Raw genomic sequence first — 20,205 nt, 5'->3', positions numbered from 1 at the left:
GGGGCAGGGCGAACGTTTGTTCCTCGACGTTCAAGAGAGGATCGACGCGATGTCCCTGATTTCCGAGCCGAGTGAAGGACAGATGCTGCCAAGGCGCGAGAGACGCGCAAGGCGTAGCGACGACAGGCCCAAGGATCAGCACATTCTTCAGGAAGAGCTGGACGAAGGCCTGGAAGACAGCTTTCCGGCCAGCGACCCGGTGTCGGTGACCTCGACCACCATTTCCGGCGGGCCGGTAGAGCCGAGAAAAATCTGATCCCCCAGCTTTAGTTGCACAAAAGCCGCCCTTTCAGGCGGCTTTTGCCGTGAAGCCCGCCAGAAACTCAATAGTAAGGCGGCACGATCCACGGGTTCATGTCGAAGCCGAGCCGCGGAGTTTCGCCATCCTTGGTGGGGACCGCACTGCGCTGCTTGATCGAACCTGTCGTGGCACAGTCGACTTTCTGCTTGGACATCGTTGCGCTGCACCCTGTCGGCACAGGCGCCGTGTTGTGCGTGTCTTTTGCCATTGCAAGGCCGCTCGTCGCGAGCATCGCCGCGAGCGCCAGAATCGTCCGTCGCATTGTCCATCTCCGTAAAACCTTACCGTACATGTACGGGATAACTTACAGATACGGCCGCACCTTGCGCATTGCAAGGAAATTAGCCGTACGCGTACGGATCTTTTGTTTTTTCAGGCACTGAATGCTACCCGGCAGGCTCTAACAATGGCCGGGTTCGTCCGTGAGCGGAGCCGTCTCGCCTGCGGCCAGTCCGGCCAGGGCGAGATCGCCGATACGCATCACATAGGCTTTGGGATCGCCGAAGGGATAGAAGGGAAACGTGATCAGCAGCGAGATCGCCCCGTGGGCCACTGTCCACAGGGCCGTGGCGATGGCACGGGCGTCACCCTTCAGCTTGCCAGCCAAGATGCATGCTTCAACCCGCTCCAGGATGACCTGGAATGCCGGGTTGCCTCGTTCCATCTCGGCGAAGGTCTTTCCAACCGGCGGTTTCTGCTTCTCGGTCATGAATACGGTCCGGTATTCATTCGGATTGCCAAGTCCGAACTCAGCATATTCGGTAAGCGCTGCGTGGACCGCTTCGAGTGGATCGCGAGGCTGGTTGTGCCGCATCCGCCGCGCCAGGTCGGCGAAGGCATCCTCGGCCAGCGCCAGCAGGATTTCCTGCTTGTCGGCGAAGTAGGAATAGACCGACATGGGAGCATAGCCGACCCGCGTCGCAAGCTTGCGGATCGTCAGGCCCTCATAGCCTTCTTCCCGCACCAGCGCATGGGCGGCTGCTACCAGTTCGGCCCTGAGTTCGGCCTTGTGAAGCCCACGTCTGTTTGCGGCAATGCTGGACACGGTTACGCCCTGTTGACTTCACGCACTCGAAGCCGGCGACTTTATACGTGCCTCCAAAAGGCGGCAAGGCAAGCGAGTTAGCTCTTCAAGGCTATACGCTGACGAGGGATGCTTAGGCCGTTTCGCTCGCCGGCTCGACAAAAGTCAGCGTCAGCCAGCGTGCCGTCAGCGCCGGCTTCTTCGAGTTCTCGATCTCGATGGTCACCTCATGCGTCGCCTGAATCCAGCCCGAGGGACGGATCTTCAACTCAGCCAGGACGAAGTGGGTGCGGATACGCGACCCGGTCTTCACCGGAGCCACGAACTTCAGCTCCTCGAAACCCTGGTTGATACCCATGCTGCCGCCTTCGACCGAGGGAAGCGTGTCGAAGGTCATGGCCGAAAGCAGCGAAAGGGTCAGGAAACCGTGGGCGATGGTGCCGCCGAAGGGCGTTTCCTTGGCGGCCCGTTCCGGGTCGCAATGGATGAACTGGTGGTCGTCGGTGGCATCGGCGAACTGGTCGATCATCAACTGGGTGACCGTGCGCCATGGCGACACGCCAACCTCCTTGCCAACGCTGGCCTGAAGTTCGTCGAGAGTGATCGATTTCAGGCTCATTTGTATCTGTCCTGGATAAGAAAAAGTGATGTGCGCTTTGGTTTGGTGGACTGATACAGAAACAGACACGCCCTGTCATCGCTTGCGGCGGCGAATCCGCAGCAGAATGCCCATCATCAGGCGGGTCGTTACTCCGCCGGTTCGACGCCGGTATAGGCTGCTTCCTCGAGCTCGCGCTTGAGGCGGCTTTCTTCGGCAACCTTGGGCGTGATGAAGCGGCCGAGCAGCAGATAGGCCACCGGCGTAAGGAACAGGGTCGAGATCGTGGCAAGGCCGAGACCGCCGACGATCACCCAACCGAGCGCTATGCGGGCTTCCGCGCCGGCGCCCTGCGCCAGCACCAACGGCAGGCCGCCGAGCACGGTACAGATCATCGTCATCATCACCGGGCGAAGGCGGATGGTCGCTGCCTCTTCGATCGCCTGGCGTACCCCCATTCCGCGGTCACGCAGCTGGTTGGCGAACTCGACGACAAGGATGCCGTTCTTGGCCATGACGCCGACAAGCAGGACAAGGCCGATCTGGCTGTAGGCGTTAAGCGAGGTTCCGGTCAGGAGCAGCGCGAAGACGGCGCAGGCAAGGCCCAGCGGTACCGTCGCCATGATGACGACAGCACTGACGAAGCTCTCGAACTGCGCTGCAAGCACCAGCAGGATGATGACTATGGCAAAACCGAAGATCGTCAGCATGCTGCCGCTGGTTTCGTTCAAGGTCGCGGCTTCCGCGAGCGGCAGGACACGGCTTCCTGCCGGCAGGACCGGGGCCGCGATCTCCTGCACGCGCTGCAGCGCTTCGCCAAGGGCAAAGTTGTCGGCGAGGTTGGAGGTGATCGCCACCGAACGCTGCTGCTGCTCGCGCGACAGCGACGGCGGCACGGCACGCTCGCTCAGCGAGGCGATGGTGGAGACCGGCACGAAGCGCCCGTCGCTTGCGCGGATGAAGATGTTTTCGAGGTCGGTCGAATCGTTGATCGGGTTGGTGGTCGAGACCAGCTTCACGTCGAAGCTGCGGTCTTCGATGAAGACGCTGGCGATCTTGCGGCCATCGAGCATGGCTTGCAGCGCCGGCGACAGGCCCTTGATGTCGATGCCGAGGTCGGACGCGCGGTCGCGGTCGACGGTGACGAACAGCTGCGGCTGCGTCGAATCGGTGCTGAGACGGGCCTGCTGGAAACGCGGGTCCTTCTCCATCTCGGCCAACACCTTGTTGGCGGCAACACCCAGATCGGCGTAGCTGTTGCCAACAAGGGCAAATTGCAGGCCGTTGCCGGCACCGCGGATGCCGAGGCTGTTGGGCTGGGCGACCGTGGTGCGCACGCCTGGCACATCGCGGGTTCGCGCCACGATATCGGCGGCGATCTGTTGCTGGGTGCGCTCGCGCTTGTCCCAAGGCGCCAGCGACAGCACCATGAAGCCGCTGTTGTTGTTGTTGCCCATGCCGGCGCTGACGAAAGTGCTTTCGATCTCGCCCGACTTGCGAAGCGGCTCGATCAGCCCCTCTATGCGGCGCAACTGCGAGGCGGTGTAGTCGAGGCTGACCCCTTGGGGTGCCGACACGCGCAGCATCACCATCGAGCGGTCTTCGGTCGGGGTCAGTTCCTGGCGCACCGAGCCGAAGGCCAGGTAGGCGGCACCGGCAAACAATATGGAGATCAGGATGACGATCGCCGGTGCGTTGAGGCAGGCGCGCAGGCAGCGCTTGTAAAGCGCCGCGAGCTTGGTGCCGATCTTGCCGATCACTCCCGAATGGCTGTGCTCGATGCTTTTTTCCGTCAGCATGCGGGAGGCGAGCATCGGGCAAAGCGACAGCGCGACGACCGACGACAGCAGCACTGCGATGGCCAGCACGAAACCGAATTCGCGGAACAGGCCACCGGTCTGACCGGGCAGGAACGAGATCGGGATGAAGACGGCGGCGAGCGTCGCGGTCGTAGCCACCACAGCGAAGAACACTTCCTGCGTGCCGAGCACGGCCGCAGCGCGCGGGCCCATGCCATCGTTGCGGCGACGCACGATGTTTTCAAGCACGACGATAGCGTCGTCGACGACAAGACCTGTAGCCAGCACCAGCGCCAGCAGCGTCAGGATGTTGACCGAAAAGCCGGCGAGATAGATGCCGGCGATCGTGCCGATCATCGCCACCGGCATGGCAAAGCCGGGAATGAGTGTCGCGCGCCAGTCCTGCAGGAACAGGTAGATGACGATCAGGACGATGGTCACCGACAAGAGCAGGGCGATCTCGACCTCGTGGATGGCGCCCTCGACGAAGGTGGCGTCATCGCTGGTCACGCGGATGGTCATGCCTTCGGGCAGCGTCGACTGGATCTTTTCGGCGGCTGCACGAACGCCCTTGGAGATGTCGAGCGTGCTCGACTGCGCCTGGCGAACGATGCCGATGCCGATGCCGGTCTTGCCGTCGGAGCGCAGCGAGGTCGAACCGGGGTCGCCGCCCAGCGTGACCGTGGCAACGTCGCCAAGGCGGGTCTTGCCGTTGATGATGATGCTTTCGAAGGCCTCGGGCGTGGTTACCGCAGCACTGGCGCGGACAATGATGTCCTGGTTGCCGACGGTCAGCGAGCCCGCCGGCGCGTCGAAGGAAACACTCGCCAGCGCGTTGGAGATGTCGGCGAGCGTCAGGCCTAGGCTCGCCACCCGGGCCTGGTTGATGTCGACCCGGAATACCTTGGCCCGGTCGCCATATGCCTGGACGTCGGCAACGCCGTCGACTGATGCAAGCACGTCGACGATCTGGTCTTCGACCAGGATGGTCATGTCCTCGACGGGCATGGTGTCGGAGGTCACCGCAAGGCGCATGACCGCATCAGCATTGGCATCGGCCTTGACGATGCGCGGGGCATCGGCGTCGTCGGGCAGAGAGTTGGTCACGCGGCCAACGGCGTCACGCATGTCGGAAGCCGCGACGTTGAGATCGACGCCGTCGTTGAACTCCACTGTCACGCGGCTGTTGCCGTATGACGAGCTCGACGATATCGCCTTCACGCCGGTGACGCGCGCGACGGCGCCCTCAACGACAGCGGTTACTTCACGGTCGACAATCTCGGCCGCCGCATCGGAATAGGTTGTCGACACGGTAATGACGGGGCGGTCGACATCGGGCAACTCGCGGATCTCGACGCCGTAGAAGGCGGCGAGGCCGGCAACCACGATCAGTGTGTTGATGACGAAGGCCAGCACCGGTCGGCGCACGAAGAGCGCAGTGATACCTTTTTCGGCGTGTTCGTTCTGGGTGCTGCTCATGGGCCGCTCCTGCTCAGGAGCCGCTGCGCACGGCAGCTTCACTGCCGGCGACGAGAAGTTCAGCACCTTCGCGCACCGTATGGATACCTTCGGTGACGACCTTGTCGCCCGCCGTCAATGCGGCCACGACCAGCACGCTGTCGGTGTTGCGCTGGATGATGCGCACTGGAACGCGCTTGGCCTTGCCGTCGGCAAGCGCCCAAACGAAGGCGCCGTCGCCGCCCCACTGGATCGCCAAGGGGTCGACCGATGGATAGGTGTCGCCGGGGAATTCCATCGCCACCTGGAACGACATGCCGGCGCGCAGCACGTCGCCGTCATTGTCGAGCCGGGCCTGGATGCGCAACGTCCGGCTCTGCTCCTCGAGCCTGTTGTCGACAGCGCTGACCACGCCGTCGAAGACCTGGCCGGGACGAGCAATCGAGTTGGCCGAAAGCGGCGCACCAACCGAGATCAAGCCGGTGAAGCGTTCGGGCACCCAGAAATCGACGATGATGCGCGAACGGTCGTCGATGGTGGCGATCGTCGTCTGGCTGGTGACGTAGTTGCCGGCCTCGACCGGCAGGATGCCGACAACGCCGGCAATCGGCGCGGTGATGGTGCGGCGGTCTAGCGCCAGGGCGGCGTCACGCACGGCGAGCCGCGCATTGTCGAGCGCCAGTTCAGCCTCCCTCTGCTGTACGGCTGTGGCGGTATTGGATGCCCTGAGCGCCTTGATGCGCTCCAGCGACGCCTCTGCGTCGCCTTGGGCGATACGCGCGCGTTCGAGCGCGATTTCTTCCGAATCAGAATCGAGCTTGGCGATGACAGTGCCAGCTTCGATCTTTTCGCCTGAAGTGACCGCAATTCCGGTCAGCCGGCCGGATGCGTATGGGTTGATGACCACGGAGTTCAGCGCGCGGCCGGTGCCGATCGCCGAGAGCTTGTCGTTGATGGTGCCGGTGGTGACTGTCTGGGTGACGACAGGGGTCTGCGCCTGGCCGCCGCGTCCGCCCTGCCGATTGCCGCCACCAGTCGTCTGTGCGGCCTTTTCGGTAGACGCCCAAGCCCAGTCGATACCCCAGCTTGCGAGGACGGTACGCGAGCTCGGAACGAACAGCACCCAACCGGCGGCTGCGACAAGCGCAATGACGATTGCCAAGACAATCTGCTTCCAGGCGGCCATCTGCACTCCAGTCTCGCTAAGTCCCTCGGCCCGGCATTTCGGGCCGGGCGTCGACGCCTCTTTGGCGTCTGCGCATTATTTCGAGGTCTGTGCGCGCAAAAAGAGCGCGCCAGCGACCATATTATAGCCTAGTTCGATAGCGGAGACTTATGGCAATTCTCGGCGTGCCGCACATTAAATCTGCGTAATCTTTCAAGGATTGGGCGCCAAGGTCAGCGCAGGTCCTCGATCTCGCGAATGCGCTTGGCGCCATCGGTCTCTAGCTTTCGCGTCAGTGCGCCGATGAGCGTTTCGGCGGCAACGAAAAGAGCTGCCGATGAATCCCAGGCCGACGGCACGGCTGTGCGCCCGGCAATCACATGGCGGGCAAAACGCGCGATCGGCGACAGCCATTGGTCGGTGAAAAGGATAATCGTTGCGCCACGATTATGTGCCTTCTCGGCGAAGTGGACCAGACTGTCCTGGTAGCGGCGGATGTCGAAGATGAGCAGCGTGTCGCGCTTGCTCATGTCTATCAGCCGGTCGCGCCACAGGCTTTCCTGTCCGACGAGATGGGTGACGTTCGGCCGGATCAAATTGAGATGGGCAGCCATGTAGCGCGCCAGGGGATCGGTGAAACGGCCGCCGACGAGATAGACATGGGCGCGTTGGTTGGCGAGCTGGCTGACGATGTCGGCCAACTGCTTGTCCGAGATATGCCTGAATGTTTCGCGGATGTTTTCGAGCACCGCCTCCAGGATCGGCGCGGTTGAGGCGGGCAGGGGCGATCGTGCCGTGATGGTGCGCGAGGCCGGTGATTGCAACTGGGCTGCAAGCTCGTCCTGAAGTGCCGACTGGAATTCGGGGTAGTTCTGGAAGCCCAGCCTCGCGACAAATCGCAGGATTGTTGGCGACGACACGCCAGCCTGCTGGGAGAATTCGGCCACCGTCTTCAGTCCAATCAGCGGATAAGAGGAGATCAGCGTCTGGGCCGCGCGGCGCTCGCCGGCAGACATCGTATCGATCTTTTCGGTGATCAGTTCGGCAACGCTCGAAACCATCTGCATCCCTTCCGCGAACGTTGCCGCCTTGGCCCACCAGCGAGCGCAAATGACATTTGACAAACTCTTGCAATGTGTATGAAATCATCCACAGGGGCGCAATGAACAAAAATACGTAACATACGATACGGCCCCTGGGAAAATGAATGGGTAAGGGCCAGGCCGTACTACGCGCGATGTCGAATGCCGTCCGGGTGACCAATCGGGCCGGGCGCAGCCCCTACGTCATTATCTGCGATCACGCTTCCAATCATCTGCCCGCGAGCTTCGGCACGCTCGGGCTGGATGCCGCCGAAATGCAACGTCACATCGCCTGGGATCCGGGTGCGCTGCCGGTCGCCGAACGCATGGCCGAAGGCCTCGACGCGACGCTGGTTCAATCCTGCGTCTCGCGGCTTGCCATTGACTGCAACCGCCCGCTCGCCGCCCACGACCTGATCCCCGAGATCAGCGAAACCACTGCCATTCCGGGCAATGCCGCGCTTACCAGCGCGCAGCGCGAGGCGCGTGTGGCGCTGTCGTGGCGACCGTTCCACGATGCCATCGACGAGGTCGTTTCGGAACGGCTCGCGGAAGGGCGCGAGACGAGACTGGTGTCGGTCCATTCCTTCACCCCGGTCTACAAAGGTGTTTCGCGCCCCTGGCCAATCGGCATCATTCATGACGAGGATGCTCGGCTCGCCGTACCCTTGATCGCGGCGCTGCAGCGACTCGACGGCATCAATGTCGGTATCAACGAGCCTTATTCGCCGGCTGATCGCGTCTACTTCACCTTGGAACACCACGGCAGGTCGCGCGGCCTGCCGTGCGCGATGATCGAAATCCGCAACGACGAAATTCCGGCGCAGACCGGGCAGCGGAAATGGGCGGACTTGCTCACGGGCATCTTTGCGGAACTCGAACCCGAGGCGGGCGAAGCTGCCCCATTCCGGACGAGCGACGGCCGCGCAGCTCAATCAAAGGCATAACAACAAGGGGACACTCGCATGACATCGCCTGGTTATTCCGAAAAAGACAAGAGCGAGGACGTCAAGGTCCTCCACAGTATGGGCTACGCCCAGGAACTCGAACGGCGAATGAGCCAGTTCTCGAATTTCGCGGTTTCGTTTTCCATCATCTGCATCCTGTCGGGCGGCATCAACTCGCTCGCCCAGGCAACTTCGGGCGCTGGCGGTGCCGCCATCGGCATTGGCTGGCCGCTGGGCTGTTTCGTCAGCCTTGTCTTCGCCGTCGCCATGGCGCAGATCAGCTCGGCCTATCCAACGGCCGGCGGCCTCTATCACTGGGGTTCGATCCTCGGCAACCGCTTCACCGGCTGGCTAACCGCCTGGTTCAACCTGCTCGGTCTGGTCACGGTGCTCGGCGCCATCAATGTCGGCACCTACTATTTCTTCATGGGCGCCTTCGGCACCACCTATCTTGGTCTCGAAGACACCACGACCACGCGCATCATCTTCCTGGCCATCATCACCGGGTTGCAGGCGCTGGTGAACCACATGGGCATTGGCCTCACCGCCAAGCTCACCGATTTCTCCGGCTATCTGATCTTCGCCACCGCGATTGCGCTGGCGGTCGTGTGCCTGGCGGCCGCGGATACTTATGAGATCAGCCGGCTGTTCACCTTCGCCAACTATTCGGGCGAGGCGGGTGGCAATGTCTGGCCGACCAATTCGTCGATGTGGGTGTTCCTGCTTGGCCTGCTGCTGCCGATCTACACCATCACCGGCTACGATGCCTCCGCGCATACCTCGGAAGAAACGCTGAAGGCTGCGCATTCGGTGCCGCGCGCCATGATCGGCTCCGTGCTGTGGTCGGCGCTGTTCGGCTACATCATGCTGTGTGCCTTCGTGCTGATGCTGCCAAGCATGGACGATGCCGCGGCTCAGGGCTGGAACGTGTTCTTCTGGGCGATGACCGAACAGGTCAATCCCGTGGTCAAGGACCTGCTATATCTCGCCATCTTCGTCGCGCAGTGGCTTTGCGGCCTGGCGACGGTGACGTCGGTGTCGCGCATGATCTTCGCCTTCTCGCGTGACGGTGGCCTGCCGGGCTCCAAGGCACTGGCCAAGGTCAGCCCGACCTACCGCACGCCGGTGGCGGCGATCTGGACCGGCTCGATCCTGGCCGTGCTTTTCGTCTGGGGCTCGTCGCTGGTCTCCATCGGCGAGACGCCTGTCTACACCATCGTCGTTGCTTGCACCGTCATCTTCCTGTTCTTCTCCTTCACCATTCCGATCGCGCTAGGCCTGTTGGCCTGGGGCACCTCGAAGTGGGACAAGATGGGCCCGTTCGATCTCGGTGAGGGCACGTTCAAGCTGTTTGCGGTGCTGTCGATCATCGCCATGGTCCTGATCTTCGTGATCGGCATCCAGCCACCAAACGACTGGGCGCTGTACATCACCGTCGGCTTCCTGGTCGTGACAGGTATCGTCTGGTTCGGCTTTGAAGCACGCCGCTTCCAGGGCCCCCCAATTGGCGACGAAGTGGCCAAGCGCGCCGCCGAGATCGCGGCAGCCGAGCGTGCGGTCGGCGAAACCGGACACTGACAGTCCTCAAGATGGCCGTGGCCGGCCCAGAGCCGGCCACGTCTTTTTTCAAACCTCAACGATCTTCCAAAACCTGAAAGTGGCATTGCCCGGAGCGGAACGAAAATGGCTGGAAATCTCTCATTCGATCAGTTGAAGAAAGCTGTCGCCGCAGGCGAGATCGACACGGTTCTGGCCTGTGCCGTCGACATGCAGGGCAGGCTGGTCGGCAAGCGGTTCTTGGCCAAGTACTTCGTCGATTCCGCTTATGACGAGACCCATGGCTGCAACTATCTGCTGGCCAACGATATCGATATGGAGCCGGTGCCGGGATACAAGGCCGCGAGCTGGTCGAAAGGCTATGGCGACTTCGTCATGAAGCCCGACCTGGACACCATCCGCAACGTGCCATGGCTCGAAAAGACGGCGCTGTTGCTTTGCGACGTGCTCGACCATCACACCCATTCCGACCTGCCGCATTCGCCTCGCGCCATCTTGCGCAAGCAGGTCAAGCGGCTGCAGGAACGTGGCTATCTCGCCTATTTCGCTTCCGAGCTCGAATTTTACCTGTTCAGCGAAACCTACGATTCCGCGCGTGGAAAACACTGGCAAAATCTCGATACCGCATCACCCTATATCGGCGACTACCTGATCGGCATCACCACCAAGGAAGAAGGCGTCATGCGCCGGCTTCGCAACGAGATGGAAGCAGCCGGCATCCCGATCGAGAATTCGAAGGGCGAGTGGGGTCCGGGCCAGGAAGAGATCAACGTCCGCTACGCCGAAGTGCTTGAGATGGCGGATCGCCACGTCATCCTGAAAAATGGCGCCAAGGAAATCGCGGCCAGCGAAGGCAAGGCCATCTCCTTCATGGCCAAGTACAATTACGGCCTCGCCGGGAATTCGAGCCACATCCACAACTCGCTGTGGAGCGCGGATGGCAAGACGCCGCTGTTCTACGACAAGGGAGCGGAATGGACCCTGTCGAAGCTTGGCCAGCAGTGGGCTGCGGGTCAGCTCAAATATGCCAAGGAGTTCACCTGGTTCCTGGCGCCCTACATCAATTCCTACAAGCGCTTCCAGGCCGGTACGTTTGCGCCGACCAAGATCATGTGGAGCGAGGACAACCGCACCGCCGGCTTCCGTCTCTGCGGCGAGGGCACCAAGGGCATTCGCATGGAGTGCCGGATCGGCGGCGCCGACCTCAATCCATATCTGGCCTTCGCAGCTCTGATCGCGGCCGGTCTTGCCGGCATCGACGAAAAGCTCGAGCTGGAGAAGCCGTTTGTCGGCGATGCCTATCAGGCTGCCAGTCTGCCCGAAATTCCCAAGACCTTGCGCGACGCCACCGAAACACTGGCATCATCGAAGATGCTGATCGAGGCGCTCGGGGAGGATGTGGTCGAACACTACGTCCACACCGCACGCTGGGAGCAGTTCGAATATGACCGCCGCATCACCGACTGGGAATTGCACCGGGGATTCGAGCGGTACTAAAGTCACCAACAATTATTATGGCTCTCCTCCGCCCTGCCGGACGGAGGGGAGTGTTGAACTTGGAAGGACAACAAAATGACCGAAACGGTCAAACTCAAATCCCCCGTCGATGGCTCGATTTACGTCGAGCGCCCCGTTGCCAGCGACCAGGCGGTCAACGCAGCCGTGGAACGTGCCCGCGCAGCGCAAGCCGAATGGGCCAGGGTGCCTGTCGCCGAGCGCGCCAACTACATGCTCAAGATGCTCGAGGCACTCGTTGCCATGAGCGACGAGATCGTGCCGGAACTGGCCTGGCAGATGGGCCGGCCGACCCGCTACGGCGGCGAGTTCGGCGGTGTCAAGGAACGCACCCAGTACATGGTCGAGATCGCAGAGAGCGCGCTCGCGCCTGTCCCGGCGTCCAATCCCAAGGATGGTTTCCGCCGCTATGTGAAGAAGGACCCGCTCGGCGTGGTCATGGTCATTGCGCCGTGGAACTATCCCTACCTCACCGCCGTCAACACCATCGTTCCAGCGCTGATCGCCGGCTCGACTGTCATCCTCAAGCATGCCGCGCAGACGCTGCTCGTCGGCGAGCGCTTTGCCAAGGCATTTGAAGTCGCCGGTCTGCCCAAGTACGTCTTCCAGAATCTGGTGCTCAACCACGCCCAGACCGAGAAGCTGCTCGGCTCGGGCAAGATCGACCACGTCAACTTCACCGGTTCAGTTGCTGGCGGCCGCGCCATCGAGAAGGCCGCGGCAGGCACCTTCATGACGCTCGGCCTCGAACTTGGCGGCAAGGACCCGGCCTATGTGCTGGCCGACGCCAAGCTCGACCACGCTGTCGCCAACCTCGTCGAAGGCGCGTTCTTCAATTCGGGCCAGTGCTGCTGCGGCATCGAGCGTGTCTACGTCCACGAGAAGATCTACGACCAGTTCGTCGAGGGCTTCATCGCCGAGACCAACAGCTATGTGCTCGGCAACCCGCTGGAGCAGGCAACCACCATGGGGCCGATGGCGCAGGCGCGTTTTGCCGACTTCATCCGCGAGCAGAAGGCGGAAGCCCTGCGCAAGGGCGCGGTCGCGCATATGAACACCAAGGACCCCCAGGACAAGGCGGGCTCGCCCTATCTGCCGGCCGAGGTGCTGACCAATGTCGACCACCAGATGAGTGTCATGCGTGAGGAAAGCTTCGGCCCGATCGTCGGCATCATGAAGGTGCGCAACGACGAGGAGGCGATCGCCTTGATGAACGACAGCCCCTACGGCCTTACCGCTTCGATCTGGACCTCTGACACCGAGCACGCCATTTCGATCGGCGACCGCGTCGAGACCGGCACGGTGTTCATGAACCGCTGCGACTATCTCGATCCCGCGCTTGTCTGGACCGGCGTCAAGGACACCGGCAAGGGCGCAGCCCTGTCGCAGATCGGCTACGACAACCTGACCCGGCCGAAGTCCTATCACCTGCGCGAGAAGATCTAGGTCGCGACAATGTCTTCGACCCCCACTCCGCCTCGCTACGCTCGGCACCTCTCCCCCGATCGACGGGGTAGAGGAAACGCCGGTCGAGGTTTCGCGCTCTTCCTCTCCCCCGGGCAGGGGGAGAGGTGGACCGGCGAAGCCGGGACGGAGTGGGGGTGCCTCTAACTTCTGGAAAGAAAAAATGTCCAAACTCGTTTCCAAGTGGAATTACCCGACCACGGTCCGCTTCGGTGCAGGCCGCATCTCCGAGCTGCCCGACGCGCTTGCAGCTACCGGCATCAAGAAGCCGTTGTTCGTCACCGATCCGGGCCTCGCCAAACTGCCGGTCGTTGCCTCGACGCTGAAAATTCTCGACGACGCCAAAGTGCCTTACGCCGTCTTCTCCGATGTTCGCCCGAACCCGGTCGAGTCCAACCTCACTGCTGGCATCGCAGCATTCAAGAAGGGCAAGCATGATGGCGTCGTCGCTTTCGGCGGCGGCTCGGCGCTCGACCTTGGCAAGCTGATCGCCTTCCAGGCCGGCCAGACACTGCCGGTGTGGGATTTCGAGGATATCGGCGACTGGTGGACGCGCGCCAATTCCGACGCCATTGCCCCGATCATCGCGGTGCCGACTACCGCCGGCACCGGATCGGAGGTCGGCCGCGCCAGCGTTCTGACGCATGAGGCGACGCATACCAAGAAGGTCATCTTCCATCCGAAGATCCTGCCTGCCATCGTTATTGCCGATCCGGAACTTTCGGTGGGCATGCCGCAGTTCATCACCGCGGGCACCGGCATGGATGCGCTGGCGCACTGCCTGGAGGCGTATTGCGCGCCCGGGTTTCATCCAATGGCAGACGGTATCGGCGTCGAAGGCGTGCGGCTGGTCTTTGAAAACCTGCCCAAGGCCTATGCCAACGGCAAGGATCTGACCGCGCGTGCCAACATGATGGCTGCCGCAGCGATGGGCGCGACCGCATTCCAGAAGGGTCTCGGCGCCATCCATTCCCTGTCGCACCCGATCGGCGGCCTCTACGACACCCATCACGGCATGACCAATGCCGTCTTCATGCCTTACGTGCTGGCCTTCAACCGCGATGCGATTGAAGACAAGATCGTCCGGCTGGCTGCCTATTGCGGCATCAAGGGCGGTTTCGACGGTTTCGCCAAGGCGGTGATCAAGCTGCGCAAGGAACTCAAGGTGCCGCACGCGCTACCCGGGCTCATCAAGGGTCTCGACATGGACAAGAAGCGCAAGACCCTGATCGCTGACATGGCGGTGGTCGATCCGACTGCCGGCGGCAATCCGATCAAGCTCACGAAGAAAGCAGCACTGGGCTTGCTTGAAAACGCCATCGAAGGGGCGGTTTGAGACTAGTGCTGGAACGCGAACCCGACTTGTATAGTCGGCAAAATAGAGGGGAGGGCTTGGGGAGGCTTCCGCAATTTAATTAGCCGGTAAACAACGGCGACGATTGCGACAACCGATTAAAAGTAGTTAACTTTTTTCCACTGCGCGCGCCGGCTTCATATAACCTTCATGCGATTGTCACATGAAGCCGATACCGCATCGCAGGCGTCTCAGGGCGTCAGTTCAACGGAGAGGACAACATGTTCAAGCTTACAGGGAAAGTGCTTTCCCTTACCGCAGCGTCGCTGATGGTGACGACCGCGATCGTTTCCGCGCAGGATCTGGCTGCGCTCGAGGCTGCCGCCAAGGCGGAAGGCCAGCTCACCACCATCGCCTTGCCGCATGACTGGTGCGGCTATGGCGCAGTCATCGATGGCTTCAAGAAGAAGTATCCCGAGATCACTGTCAACGAACTGAACCCCGACGCGGGTTCGAGCGATGAGATCGAGGCGATCAAGGCCAACAAGGACAACAAGGGTCCGCAGGCGCCTGACGTCATCGACGTCGGCCTTTCCTATGGCCCGCAGGCGAAGGCCGATGGCCTGATCCAGCCTTACAAGGTGTCGACCTGGGATTCGATCCCCGACACCGCCAAGGACGCCGACGGCTTCTGGTACGGCGACTATTACGGCGTTCTTTCGTTCGAAGTGAACAAGGACCTCGTGCCGAACGCGCCGCAGGACTGGGCTGACCTGCTCAAGGACGAGTACAAGAACTCGGTTGCTCTCGCGGGTGACCCACGCGCGTCCAACCAGGCAATCCAGGGCGTCTATGCTGCCGGCCTCGGCGCAGGTGCCACCGACGCAGCTTCGGCCGCCGAAAAGGGCCTCGCCTTCTTCAAGGAACTGAACGCCAAGGGCAACTTCGTGCCGGTCATCGGCAAGTCGGCAACCCTCGCGCAGGGCCAGACCCCGATCCTGATCACCTGGGACTACAACGCCCTTGCTGGCCGCGACACGCTCAATGGCAACCCGCCGGTCGAAGTCGTCGTGCCGAAGTCGGGCGTCGTTGCCGGTGTCTACGTTCAGGCGATCAGCGCCTATGCGCCGCACCCGAACGCAGCCAAGCTGTGGATGGAGTATCTCTATTCCGACGAAGGTCAGCTCGGCTGGCTGAAGGGCTATTGCCACCCGATCCGCTTCAACGATCTCGCCAAGAACGGCAAGATCCCGCAGGAAATGCTCGACAAGCTGCCGCCGGCCGCTGCCTATGAAAAAGCCGTATTCCCGACGCTCGACGACCAGGCCAAGGCCAAGGAAGCGATCACCAAGCAGTGGGATGCGGTTGTTGGCGCCAACGTCCAGTAATTGAATTCCTATCGACGCGGGCGGCCTCGCGGCCGCCCGTAATTTCTCTCAAGACGGCGCACGAATGACCCAAGCCAGCATAACCACCACGGCTGATGCCGCGCGCTCCGCACCACCTGACGCGCAAAGCGGCTTCCGGCTGCCGACCCATTGGCTCGGCGTTGCTCCGTTCTTCATATTCGCATTGATGTTCCTGATCCTGCCGACGCTCTATCTCGTCGTCGGCGCATTCCAGAACGACCAGGGCGAGTTCACGCTCGCAAACATCCGCCAGTTGTTCCTCGACGCTTCGATCCGCGACGCCTATTGGGTGTCGATCAAGATCAGCTTCTGGTCGGCCACCATCGGCGCTTTCGTCGGCCTCGCCATGGCGATTGCCATCGTGCGCGGCGGGCTGCCCAGATGGGTGCGCTCGTCGACCATGACGTTTTCCGGCGTCGCCTCAAACTTTGCTGGCGTGCCGCTGGCCTTCGCCTTCCTGGCCACGCTCGGCCGCCTCGGGCTCGTGACAGTCATCTTGCGCGATGCCTTCGGCATCAACATCTACGCGATGGGCTTCAACGTGCTCAGCTCGTGGGGGCTGATCGTCGTTTATCTCTTTTTCCAGATCCCGCTGATGATCGTCATCATCACGCCGGCGATCGACGGGCTCAAGCGCGAGTGGGGCGAGGCGGCAGCGACCCTTGGTGCCACCACCTGGCAATATTGGCGCATGGTCGTCATCCCGGTGCTGTGGCCAAGCTTCCTCGGCACCGTCATCTTGCTGTTTGCCAATTCCTTTGGCGCCATCGCCACTGCCTATGCCTTCACAGGCTCATCGCTCAATATCGTGCCGATCAAGCTCTATGCGCAGATCCGCGGTGACGTGCTGCACAATCCGCATCTCGGCTATGCGCTAGCCTTCGGCATGATCGTGGTCACCGGTCTCGCCAACATCTTCTACATCTGGTTCCGTACCCGCAGCGAGAGGTGGCTCAAATGAAGACCGGTCGCTTCTGGGCATGGCTCGTCTTTGCCCTCGGTACCGCCTATTTCTTCATCCCGCTGATCGCGACCTTCGAGTTCTCGCTGCGCATGCGGCGCGGCGAATACTCCTTCGACGCCTATCGCGTCGTGCTCGGCGACGCCCGCTTTCAGGAGACTTTCGCCTATTCGGTAACGGTGGCGGTGTTTACCATTATCCTCGGCGTGTTGCTTGTCGTGCCGACAGCCTACTGGATCAGGCTGCGCATGCCGCAGCTGAGGCCCATCGTCGAGTTCATCACGCTATTGCCGCTGGTCATCCCGGCCATCGTCATCGTCTTCGGCTACATCAGGATGTATGGCTCGAACTCGCCATTGCCGTTCCTCGGTTCAGCACGCGGCACCGATGCGCTGTTGGTGATCGGCTATGCGACGCTGGCGCTGCCCTACATGTACCGCGCCGTCGACACCGGCCTGCGCACCATCGATGTGCGCACGCTGACCGAAGCCGCGCAGATCCTGGGTGCGGGCTGGATAACCATCATCGCTCGGGTCATCCTGCCCAACGTGCTGATCGCCGTATTGTCGGGCGCCTTCCTGACCTTTGCCATCGTCATCGGCGAGTTCACCCTGGCGAGCTTGCTCAATCGTCCGGCCTTCGGTCCGTACCTCCAGAACATCGGCGCCAATCGTGCCTATGAGCCGGCGGCACTGGCTGTCATCGCCTTCGCCATCACCTGGGGCTGCATGTCGGTAATCCAGGTCCTCGCACGTTTCGCGCCGAAGTCGGCAAATCGCCCGAATTGAAAAAAGAGCAAAAGCCAATGGCCGATCCCTTCCTTTCCATCCAGAACGTCAAGAAATCCTTCGGCAACGTCGCCGTCGTCAAGGATTTCAATCTCGACGTCGGCGCGGGCGAATTCGTCTCTTTCCTCGGACCTTCAGGTTGCGGCAAGACCACCATGTTGCGCATCGTCGCCGGCTTCGAGGAGCCATCGGCAGGCAAGGTGATGATCGGCGGCAAGGACGTCACCGGTCTCAAGCCCAACCAGCGCAACATCGGCATGGTGTTCCAGGCCTATGCTCTCTTCCCCAACCTGACGGTGGCGCAGAATATCGGCTTTGGCCTGAAGGTGGCCGGCATGCCCAAGGCCGAAGCCCAGGCGCGTGTCGCCGAAATGCTCAACATCATCAAGCTGCCCGATTTCGGCGACCGCTATCCCTACCAGCTGTCAGGCGGCCAGCAGCAGCGCATTGCGCTCGCCCGCGCTCTGGCGCCGAAGCCCAAGCTCCTGCTGCTCGACGAGCCGCTGTCGGCGCTCGACGCCAAGGTGCGCATCTCGCTGCGCGAGGAAATCCGCTCGATCCAGAAGAAGCTGGGCATCACCACCATCTTCGTCACCCACGACCAGGAAGAGGCGCTGTCGATGTCCGACCGCATCGTGGTGATGAACGAAGGACGCGCCGACCAGACCGGCACGCCGTTCGAGATCTACAACCGCCCATCGACTAAGTTCGTGGCCAACTTCGTCGGCACGCTCAATGTGCTTGAGGGCACGATCAGCGACGCAGCGTCCGGCACGGTCAAGATCAATGCCGAAGAGATCGGGCTCAAGGGCAAACTCAACGGGTCGAAATCGGGTGACACGCTGTCGTTTGCGCTTCGTCCCGAGGCCATCGCGCTCGGGCGCAAGGCCGGCAATGATTCAAGCCTGACCGGCCAGATTGCTGACGTGCATTTCTTGGGCTCTGTCATCCGCGTCCGTGTCGGCATTGGCCCAAACATGGTCTCGCTCGACACCTTCAATAGCCCCAACAGCCCACCGCCTGCCGTCGGCGAGAAGACCGAGATCAGTTTTTCCTCTGGGGATGTGCTGGTACTACATTAGGTACAACAGCAAACCTGCGGTGATGCTGCAGGGCGACTTAGAACGAATACCGTCAAATGAGAGGCCACGGACAGAGCCCGTGGCCTGCAATTGGCAATCGGCAACCGATTATGGATTGATGAGAACGTTGACCACCTTGGTGTTGTCGTTCTTGTCGGTCTGGATATCGACCTTGGCGCCTGCCGCAACTTCCGGGGGGATTGCGATAGAGGGGTCAATAGTCCAGCTGGTGCCGTCTTCCAGCGTGATGACGCGCGTTTCCTTGTTGTATTCCTTTACCACGCCGTTGGCGTCGGCGAAGGCGGGGAACGACAGAGTGCCAGCAACGGCCAAGGCGAGAACGAACTTTTTCATAAAAGTGCTCCTTTGGTGTTTCAGCAACTTCATTGAACCACGTTGAATGCCCGCGCGCGTAAGTCACGCGCGCGCGGCAACGCCCCCAGCGACAGTTAAACACGCGACGCGGAATTTGGTTCCACTAGCAACCGCGAATGTATGTGCGGATTGAAGCGGTGCGGCAGGTGTAGTTGTCAACTAACCCCGTATTGTACCATCAGGGCAGTCATGCGCGAGGCTGCAAGGTCGGGCTTGTCGAGCACATTGGCCTTGTCGGCAAGGCAAAACACCTCGGCATAGTGGAGCGCGCCCCGTGCCGACTGCATGCCGGCAGGCATGGTGAAATGGTTCTGGTGGCCGTTGAGCCAGGCGAGAAAGACCACACCGGCCTTGTAGTATTGTGTCGGGGCCTCGAAGATCTTGCGTGATAGCGGCACTGTAGGTTCGATGGTTTCGCGGAAGGTGGCAAGGTCGCCCTGGGCGAGTGCTGAGAGCGCCTTGGAGGCTTGTGGCGCCACCGCATCGAAGATGCCGAGCAAGGCGTGGCTGTGGCGGGTGCCGTCGCCCTCGATCAGGGCGGCATGGTTGAAGTCGTCGCCGGTGAAGCAGATCACGCCCTCCGGCAGGCGGCGGCGCAGCTCGACCTCATAGGCCTGGTCGAGCAGCGAAATCTTGATACCCTCGATCTTGTTGCTGTGGTCGGCGATGATGGAGAGCACCGTCTCCAGGGTGTCCTCGAAGCGGTCGCCGCCCCAATAACCTCTAAGTTCGGGATCGAACATGTCGCCGAGCCAATGCAGGACGACCTTGTCCCTGGCTTGGCCGAGGATGCGGCCATAGACCTTACGGTAATCGTCGGGCGATTTGGCGACGTGGGCAAGGGCGCGGCTTGCCATCAAGATCGAACGGCCGCCATGCTTCTCTACGAAACCGACCTGTTCTTCATAGGCGGAAATTACGTCATCGAGTGATTTGGCGTCCTGTTTGGCGAGTTGGTCAGTACCTGCGCCGCAGGCGAGGTCGGCGCCCGGCACGGTGCGCGCCTGGGCCAGCGAGCGGCGGATCAGTTCCTTCGCGCCGGCCCAGTCGAGCCCCATGCCGCGCTGAGAAGTGTCCATCGCCTCGGCGATCCGGAAGCCGAGCGACCACAGATGATGGCGGAAGGCCATGGTCGCATCCCAGTCGATCGCGGGGTTGTTCCAGGGTGTGGCATCGGCCCACGGATCGGAGACGACATGGGCGGCGGCATAGGCGATGCGGTTGAAAACGGGGGGCGTTGCCGGTCGCTCGGTCGGCGTGCCCAAGAGGGCGTAGGTCTCGATCGAGCGGTCCGCCCGCGGAAGCTTGACTGCCTTGGCCATGGGTTCCTCCCCTGATCGGCTGCATCTCGGTAATTTAGATCGTTCCAAATTTCAAGTTCGAATT

17 protein-coding genes and 1 pseudogene are annotated in these 20,205 nt (G+C 61.8%); 10 read left to right on the top strand and 8 right to left on the bottom strand.

What is annotated here, in order from left to right; genetic code table 11:
• Positions 1–16 precede the first annotated feature (16 nt).
• Positions 17–256: a hypothetical protein gene (locus C8K44_RS10275; RefSeq protein WP_245417438.1), complete on the top strand. Its 240-nt coding sequence runs from the start codon at positions 17–19 to the stop codon at positions 254–256.
• Between the two features lie 67 nt (positions 257–323).
• Here the strand turns inward: C8K44_RS10275 and C8K44_RS10270 are convergent, their stop codons facing one another.
• The 6 genes from C8K44_RS10270 to C8K44_RS10245 form a co-directional block, all read right to left on the bottom strand.
• A complete protein-coding gene (locus C8K44_RS10270) occupies positions 324–563 on the bottom strand; it encodes a DUF680 domain-containing protein (RefSeq protein ID WP_109575671.1) in 240 nt (79 codons plus the stop codon).
• A 138-nt stretch (positions 564–701) separates the two neighbouring features.
• Positions 702–1,346, bottom strand: coding sequence for a TetR/AcrR family transcriptional regulator (locus tag C8K44_RS10265; protein WP_109575670.1), 645 nt, complete (start codon positions 1,344–1,346; stop codon positions 702–704).
• 112 nt (positions 1,347–1,458) lie between these two features.
• Positions 1,459–1,944 carry a MaoC family dehydratase gene (locus tag C8K44_RS10260; protein ID WP_281062988.1) on the bottom strand — a complete coding sequence of 162 codons (486 nt, stop codon included), beginning with the start codon at positions 1,942–1,944 and terminating at the stop codon, positions 1,459–1,461.
• 128 nt (positions 1,945–2,072) lie between these two features.
• Positions 2,073–5,201, bottom strand: a complete 3,129-nt coding sequence (locus C8K44_RS10255) for an efflux RND transporter permease subunit (protein ID WP_109575713.1) — start codon at positions 5,199–5,201, stop codon at positions 2,073–2,075.
• Positions 5,202–5,214: 13 nt separating this feature from the next.
• Positions 5,215–6,366, bottom strand: coding sequence for an efflux RND transporter periplasmic adaptor subunit (locus C8K44_RS10250; RefSeq protein WP_109575669.1), 1,152 nt, complete (start codon positions 6,364–6,366; stop codon positions 5,215–5,217).
• Positions 6,367–6,578: 212 nt separating this feature from the next.
• Positions 6,579–7,406: a MurR/RpiR family transcriptional regulator gene (locus C8K44_RS10245; protein WP_109575712.1), complete on the bottom strand. Its 828-nt coding sequence runs from the start codon at positions 7,404–7,406 to the stop codon at positions 6,579–6,581.
• A gap of 176 nt (positions 7,407–7,582) precedes the next feature.
• On the opposite strand from C8K44_RS10245, the gene C8K44_RS10240 reads away from it, so the two are divergent.
• The 9 genes and pseudogenes from C8K44_RS10240 to C8K44_RS10200 all read left to right on the top strand — a co-directional run bounded on the left by C8K44_RS10240 (position 7,583) and on the right by C8K44_RS10200 (position 18,444).
• Positions 7,583–8,374 carry an N-formylglutamate amidohydrolase gene (locus tag C8K44_RS10240; RefSeq protein WP_245417443.1) on the top strand — a complete coding sequence of 264 codons (792 nt, stop codon included), beginning with the start codon at positions 7,583–7,585 and terminating at the stop codon, positions 8,372–8,374.
• Between the two features lie 18 nt (positions 8,375–8,392).
• Entirely contained in the window at positions 8,393–9,952 is a 1,560-nt protein-coding gene (locus tag C8K44_RS10235) for an amino acid permease (protein ID WP_109575667.1), read from the top strand.
• Between the two features lie 105 nt (positions 9,953–10,057).
• Entirely contained in the window at positions 10,058–11,428 is a 1,371-nt protein-coding gene (locus C8K44_RS10230; RefSeq protein WP_109575666.1) for a glutamine synthetase family protein, read from the top strand.
• Between the two features lie 60 nt (positions 11,429–11,488).
• Positions 11,489–12,892: pseudogene (locus C8K44_RS10225) on the top strand (aldehyde dehydrogenase family protein); the annotation flags it as partial.
• A gap of 181 nt (positions 12,893–13,073) precedes the next feature.
• Positions 13,074–14,246 carry an iron-containing alcohol dehydrogenase gene (locus C8K44_RS10220; RefSeq protein ID WP_109575664.1) on the top strand — a complete coding sequence of 391 codons (1,173 nt, stop codon included), beginning with the start codon at positions 13,074–13,076 and terminating at the stop codon, positions 14,244–14,246.
• Between the two features lie 239 nt (positions 14,247–14,485).
• Positions 14,486–15,592 carry an ABC transporter substrate-binding protein gene (locus C8K44_RS10215; RefSeq protein WP_109575663.1) on the top strand — a complete coding sequence of 369 codons (1,107 nt, stop codon included), beginning with the start codon at positions 14,486–14,488 and terminating at the stop codon, positions 15,590–15,592.
• 64 nt (positions 15,593–15,656) lie between these two features.
• Positions 15,657–16,574, top strand: a complete 918-nt coding sequence (locus tag C8K44_RS10210; RefSeq protein WP_109575662.1) for an ABC transporter permease subunit — start codon at positions 15,657–15,659, stop codon at positions 16,572–16,574.
• Positions 16,571–17,362, top strand: a complete 792-nt coding sequence (locus tag C8K44_RS10205) for an ABC transporter permease (RefSeq protein ID WP_109575661.1) — start codon at positions 16,571–16,573, stop codon at positions 17,360–17,362. Before C8K44_RS10210 ends, C8K44_RS10205 begins: the two co-directional genes overlap by 4 nt.
• A gap of 17 nt (positions 17,363–17,379) precedes the next feature.
• A complete protein-coding gene (locus C8K44_RS10200) occupies positions 17,380–18,444 on the top strand; it encodes an ABC transporter ATP-binding protein (RefSeq protein ID WP_109575660.1) in 1,065 nt (354 codons plus the stop codon).
• A 108-nt stretch (positions 18,445–18,552) separates the two neighbouring features.
• Here C8K44_RS10200 and C8K44_RS10195 read toward each other — a convergent pair whose 3' ends face one another.
• Positions 18,553–18,798 carry a DUF1344 domain-containing protein gene (locus C8K44_RS10195; RefSeq protein WP_158282727.1) on the bottom strand — a complete coding sequence of 82 codons (246 nt, stop codon included), beginning with the start codon at positions 18,796–18,798 and terminating at the stop codon, positions 18,553–18,555.
• 176 nt (positions 18,799–18,974) lie between these two features.
• Entirely contained in the window at positions 18,975–20,141 is a 1,167-nt protein-coding gene (locus tag C8K44_RS10190; RefSeq protein ID WP_109575658.1) for a dihydrodipicolinate synthase family protein, read from the bottom strand.
• Positions 20,142–20,205: the final 64 nt, after the last annotated feature.

Source organism: Aminobacter sp. AP02 (assembly GCF_003148805.1).
GTDB lineage: Bacteria > Pseudomonadota > Alphaproteobacteria > Rhizobiales > Rhizobiaceae > Aminobacter.
Note: the sequence above shows the minus strand (reverse complement) of the source record. Positions and strands in the feature narration are given on the sequence as shown.

Coding starts and splice junctions, on each gene's coding strand:
- C8K44_RS10215 (WP_109575663.1), top strand. CDS start 14,486: ATGTTCAAGCTTACAGGGAAAGTGCTTTCCCTTACCGCAGCGTCGCTG.
- C8K44_RS10240 (WP_245417443.1), top strand. CDS start 7,583: ATGTCGAATGCCGTCCGGGTGACCAATCGGGCCGGGCGCAGCCCCTAC.
- C8K44_RS10195 (WP_158282727.1), bottom strand. CDS start 18,798: ATGAAAAAGTTCGTTCTCGCCTTGGCCGTTGCTGGCACTCTGTCGTTC.
- C8K44_RS10245 (WP_109575712.1), bottom strand. CDS start 7,406: ATGGTTTCGAGCGTTGCCGAACTGATCACCGAAAAGATCGATACGATG.
- C8K44_RS10255 (WP_109575713.1), bottom strand. CDS start 5,201: ATGAGCAGCACCCAGAACGAACACGCCGAAAAAGGTATCACTGCGCTC.
- C8K44_RS10250 (WP_109575669.1), bottom strand. CDS start 6,366: ATGGCCGCCTGGAAGCAGATTGTCTTGGCAATCGTCATTGCGCTTGTC.
- C8K44_RS10220 (WP_109575664.1), top strand. CDS start 13,074: ATGTCCAAACTCGTTTCCAAGTGGAATTACCCGACCACGGTCCGCTTC.
- C8K44_RS10200 (WP_109575660.1), top strand. CDS start 17,380: ATGGCCGATCCCTTCCTTTCCATCCAGAACGTCAAGAAATCCTTCGGC.
- C8K44_RS10205 (WP_109575661.1), top strand. CDS start 16,571: ATGAAGACCGGTCGCTTCTGGGCATGGCTCGTCTTTGCCCTCGGTACC.
- C8K44_RS10230 (WP_109575666.1), top strand. CDS start 10,058: ATGGCTGGAAATCTCTCATTCGATCAGTTGAAGAAAGCTGTCGCCGCA.
- C8K44_RS10210 (WP_109575662.1), top strand. CDS start 15,657: ATGACCCAAGCCAGCATAACCACCACGGCTGATGCCGCGCGCTCCGCA.
- C8K44_RS10235 (WP_109575667.1), top strand. CDS start 8,393: ATGACATCGCCTGGTTATTCCGAAAAAGACAAGAGCGAGGACGTCAAG.
- C8K44_RS10190 (WP_109575658.1), bottom strand. CDS start 20,141: ATGGCCAAGGCAGTCAAGCTTCCGCGGGCGGACCGCTCGATCGAGACC.
- C8K44_RS10270 (WP_109575671.1), bottom strand. CDS start 563: ATGCGACGGACGATTCTGGCGCTCGCGGCGATGCTCGCGACGAGCGGC.
- C8K44_RS10260 (WP_281062988.1), bottom strand. CDS start 1,944: ATGAGCCTGAAATCGATCACTCTCGACGAACTTCAGGCCAGCGTTGGC.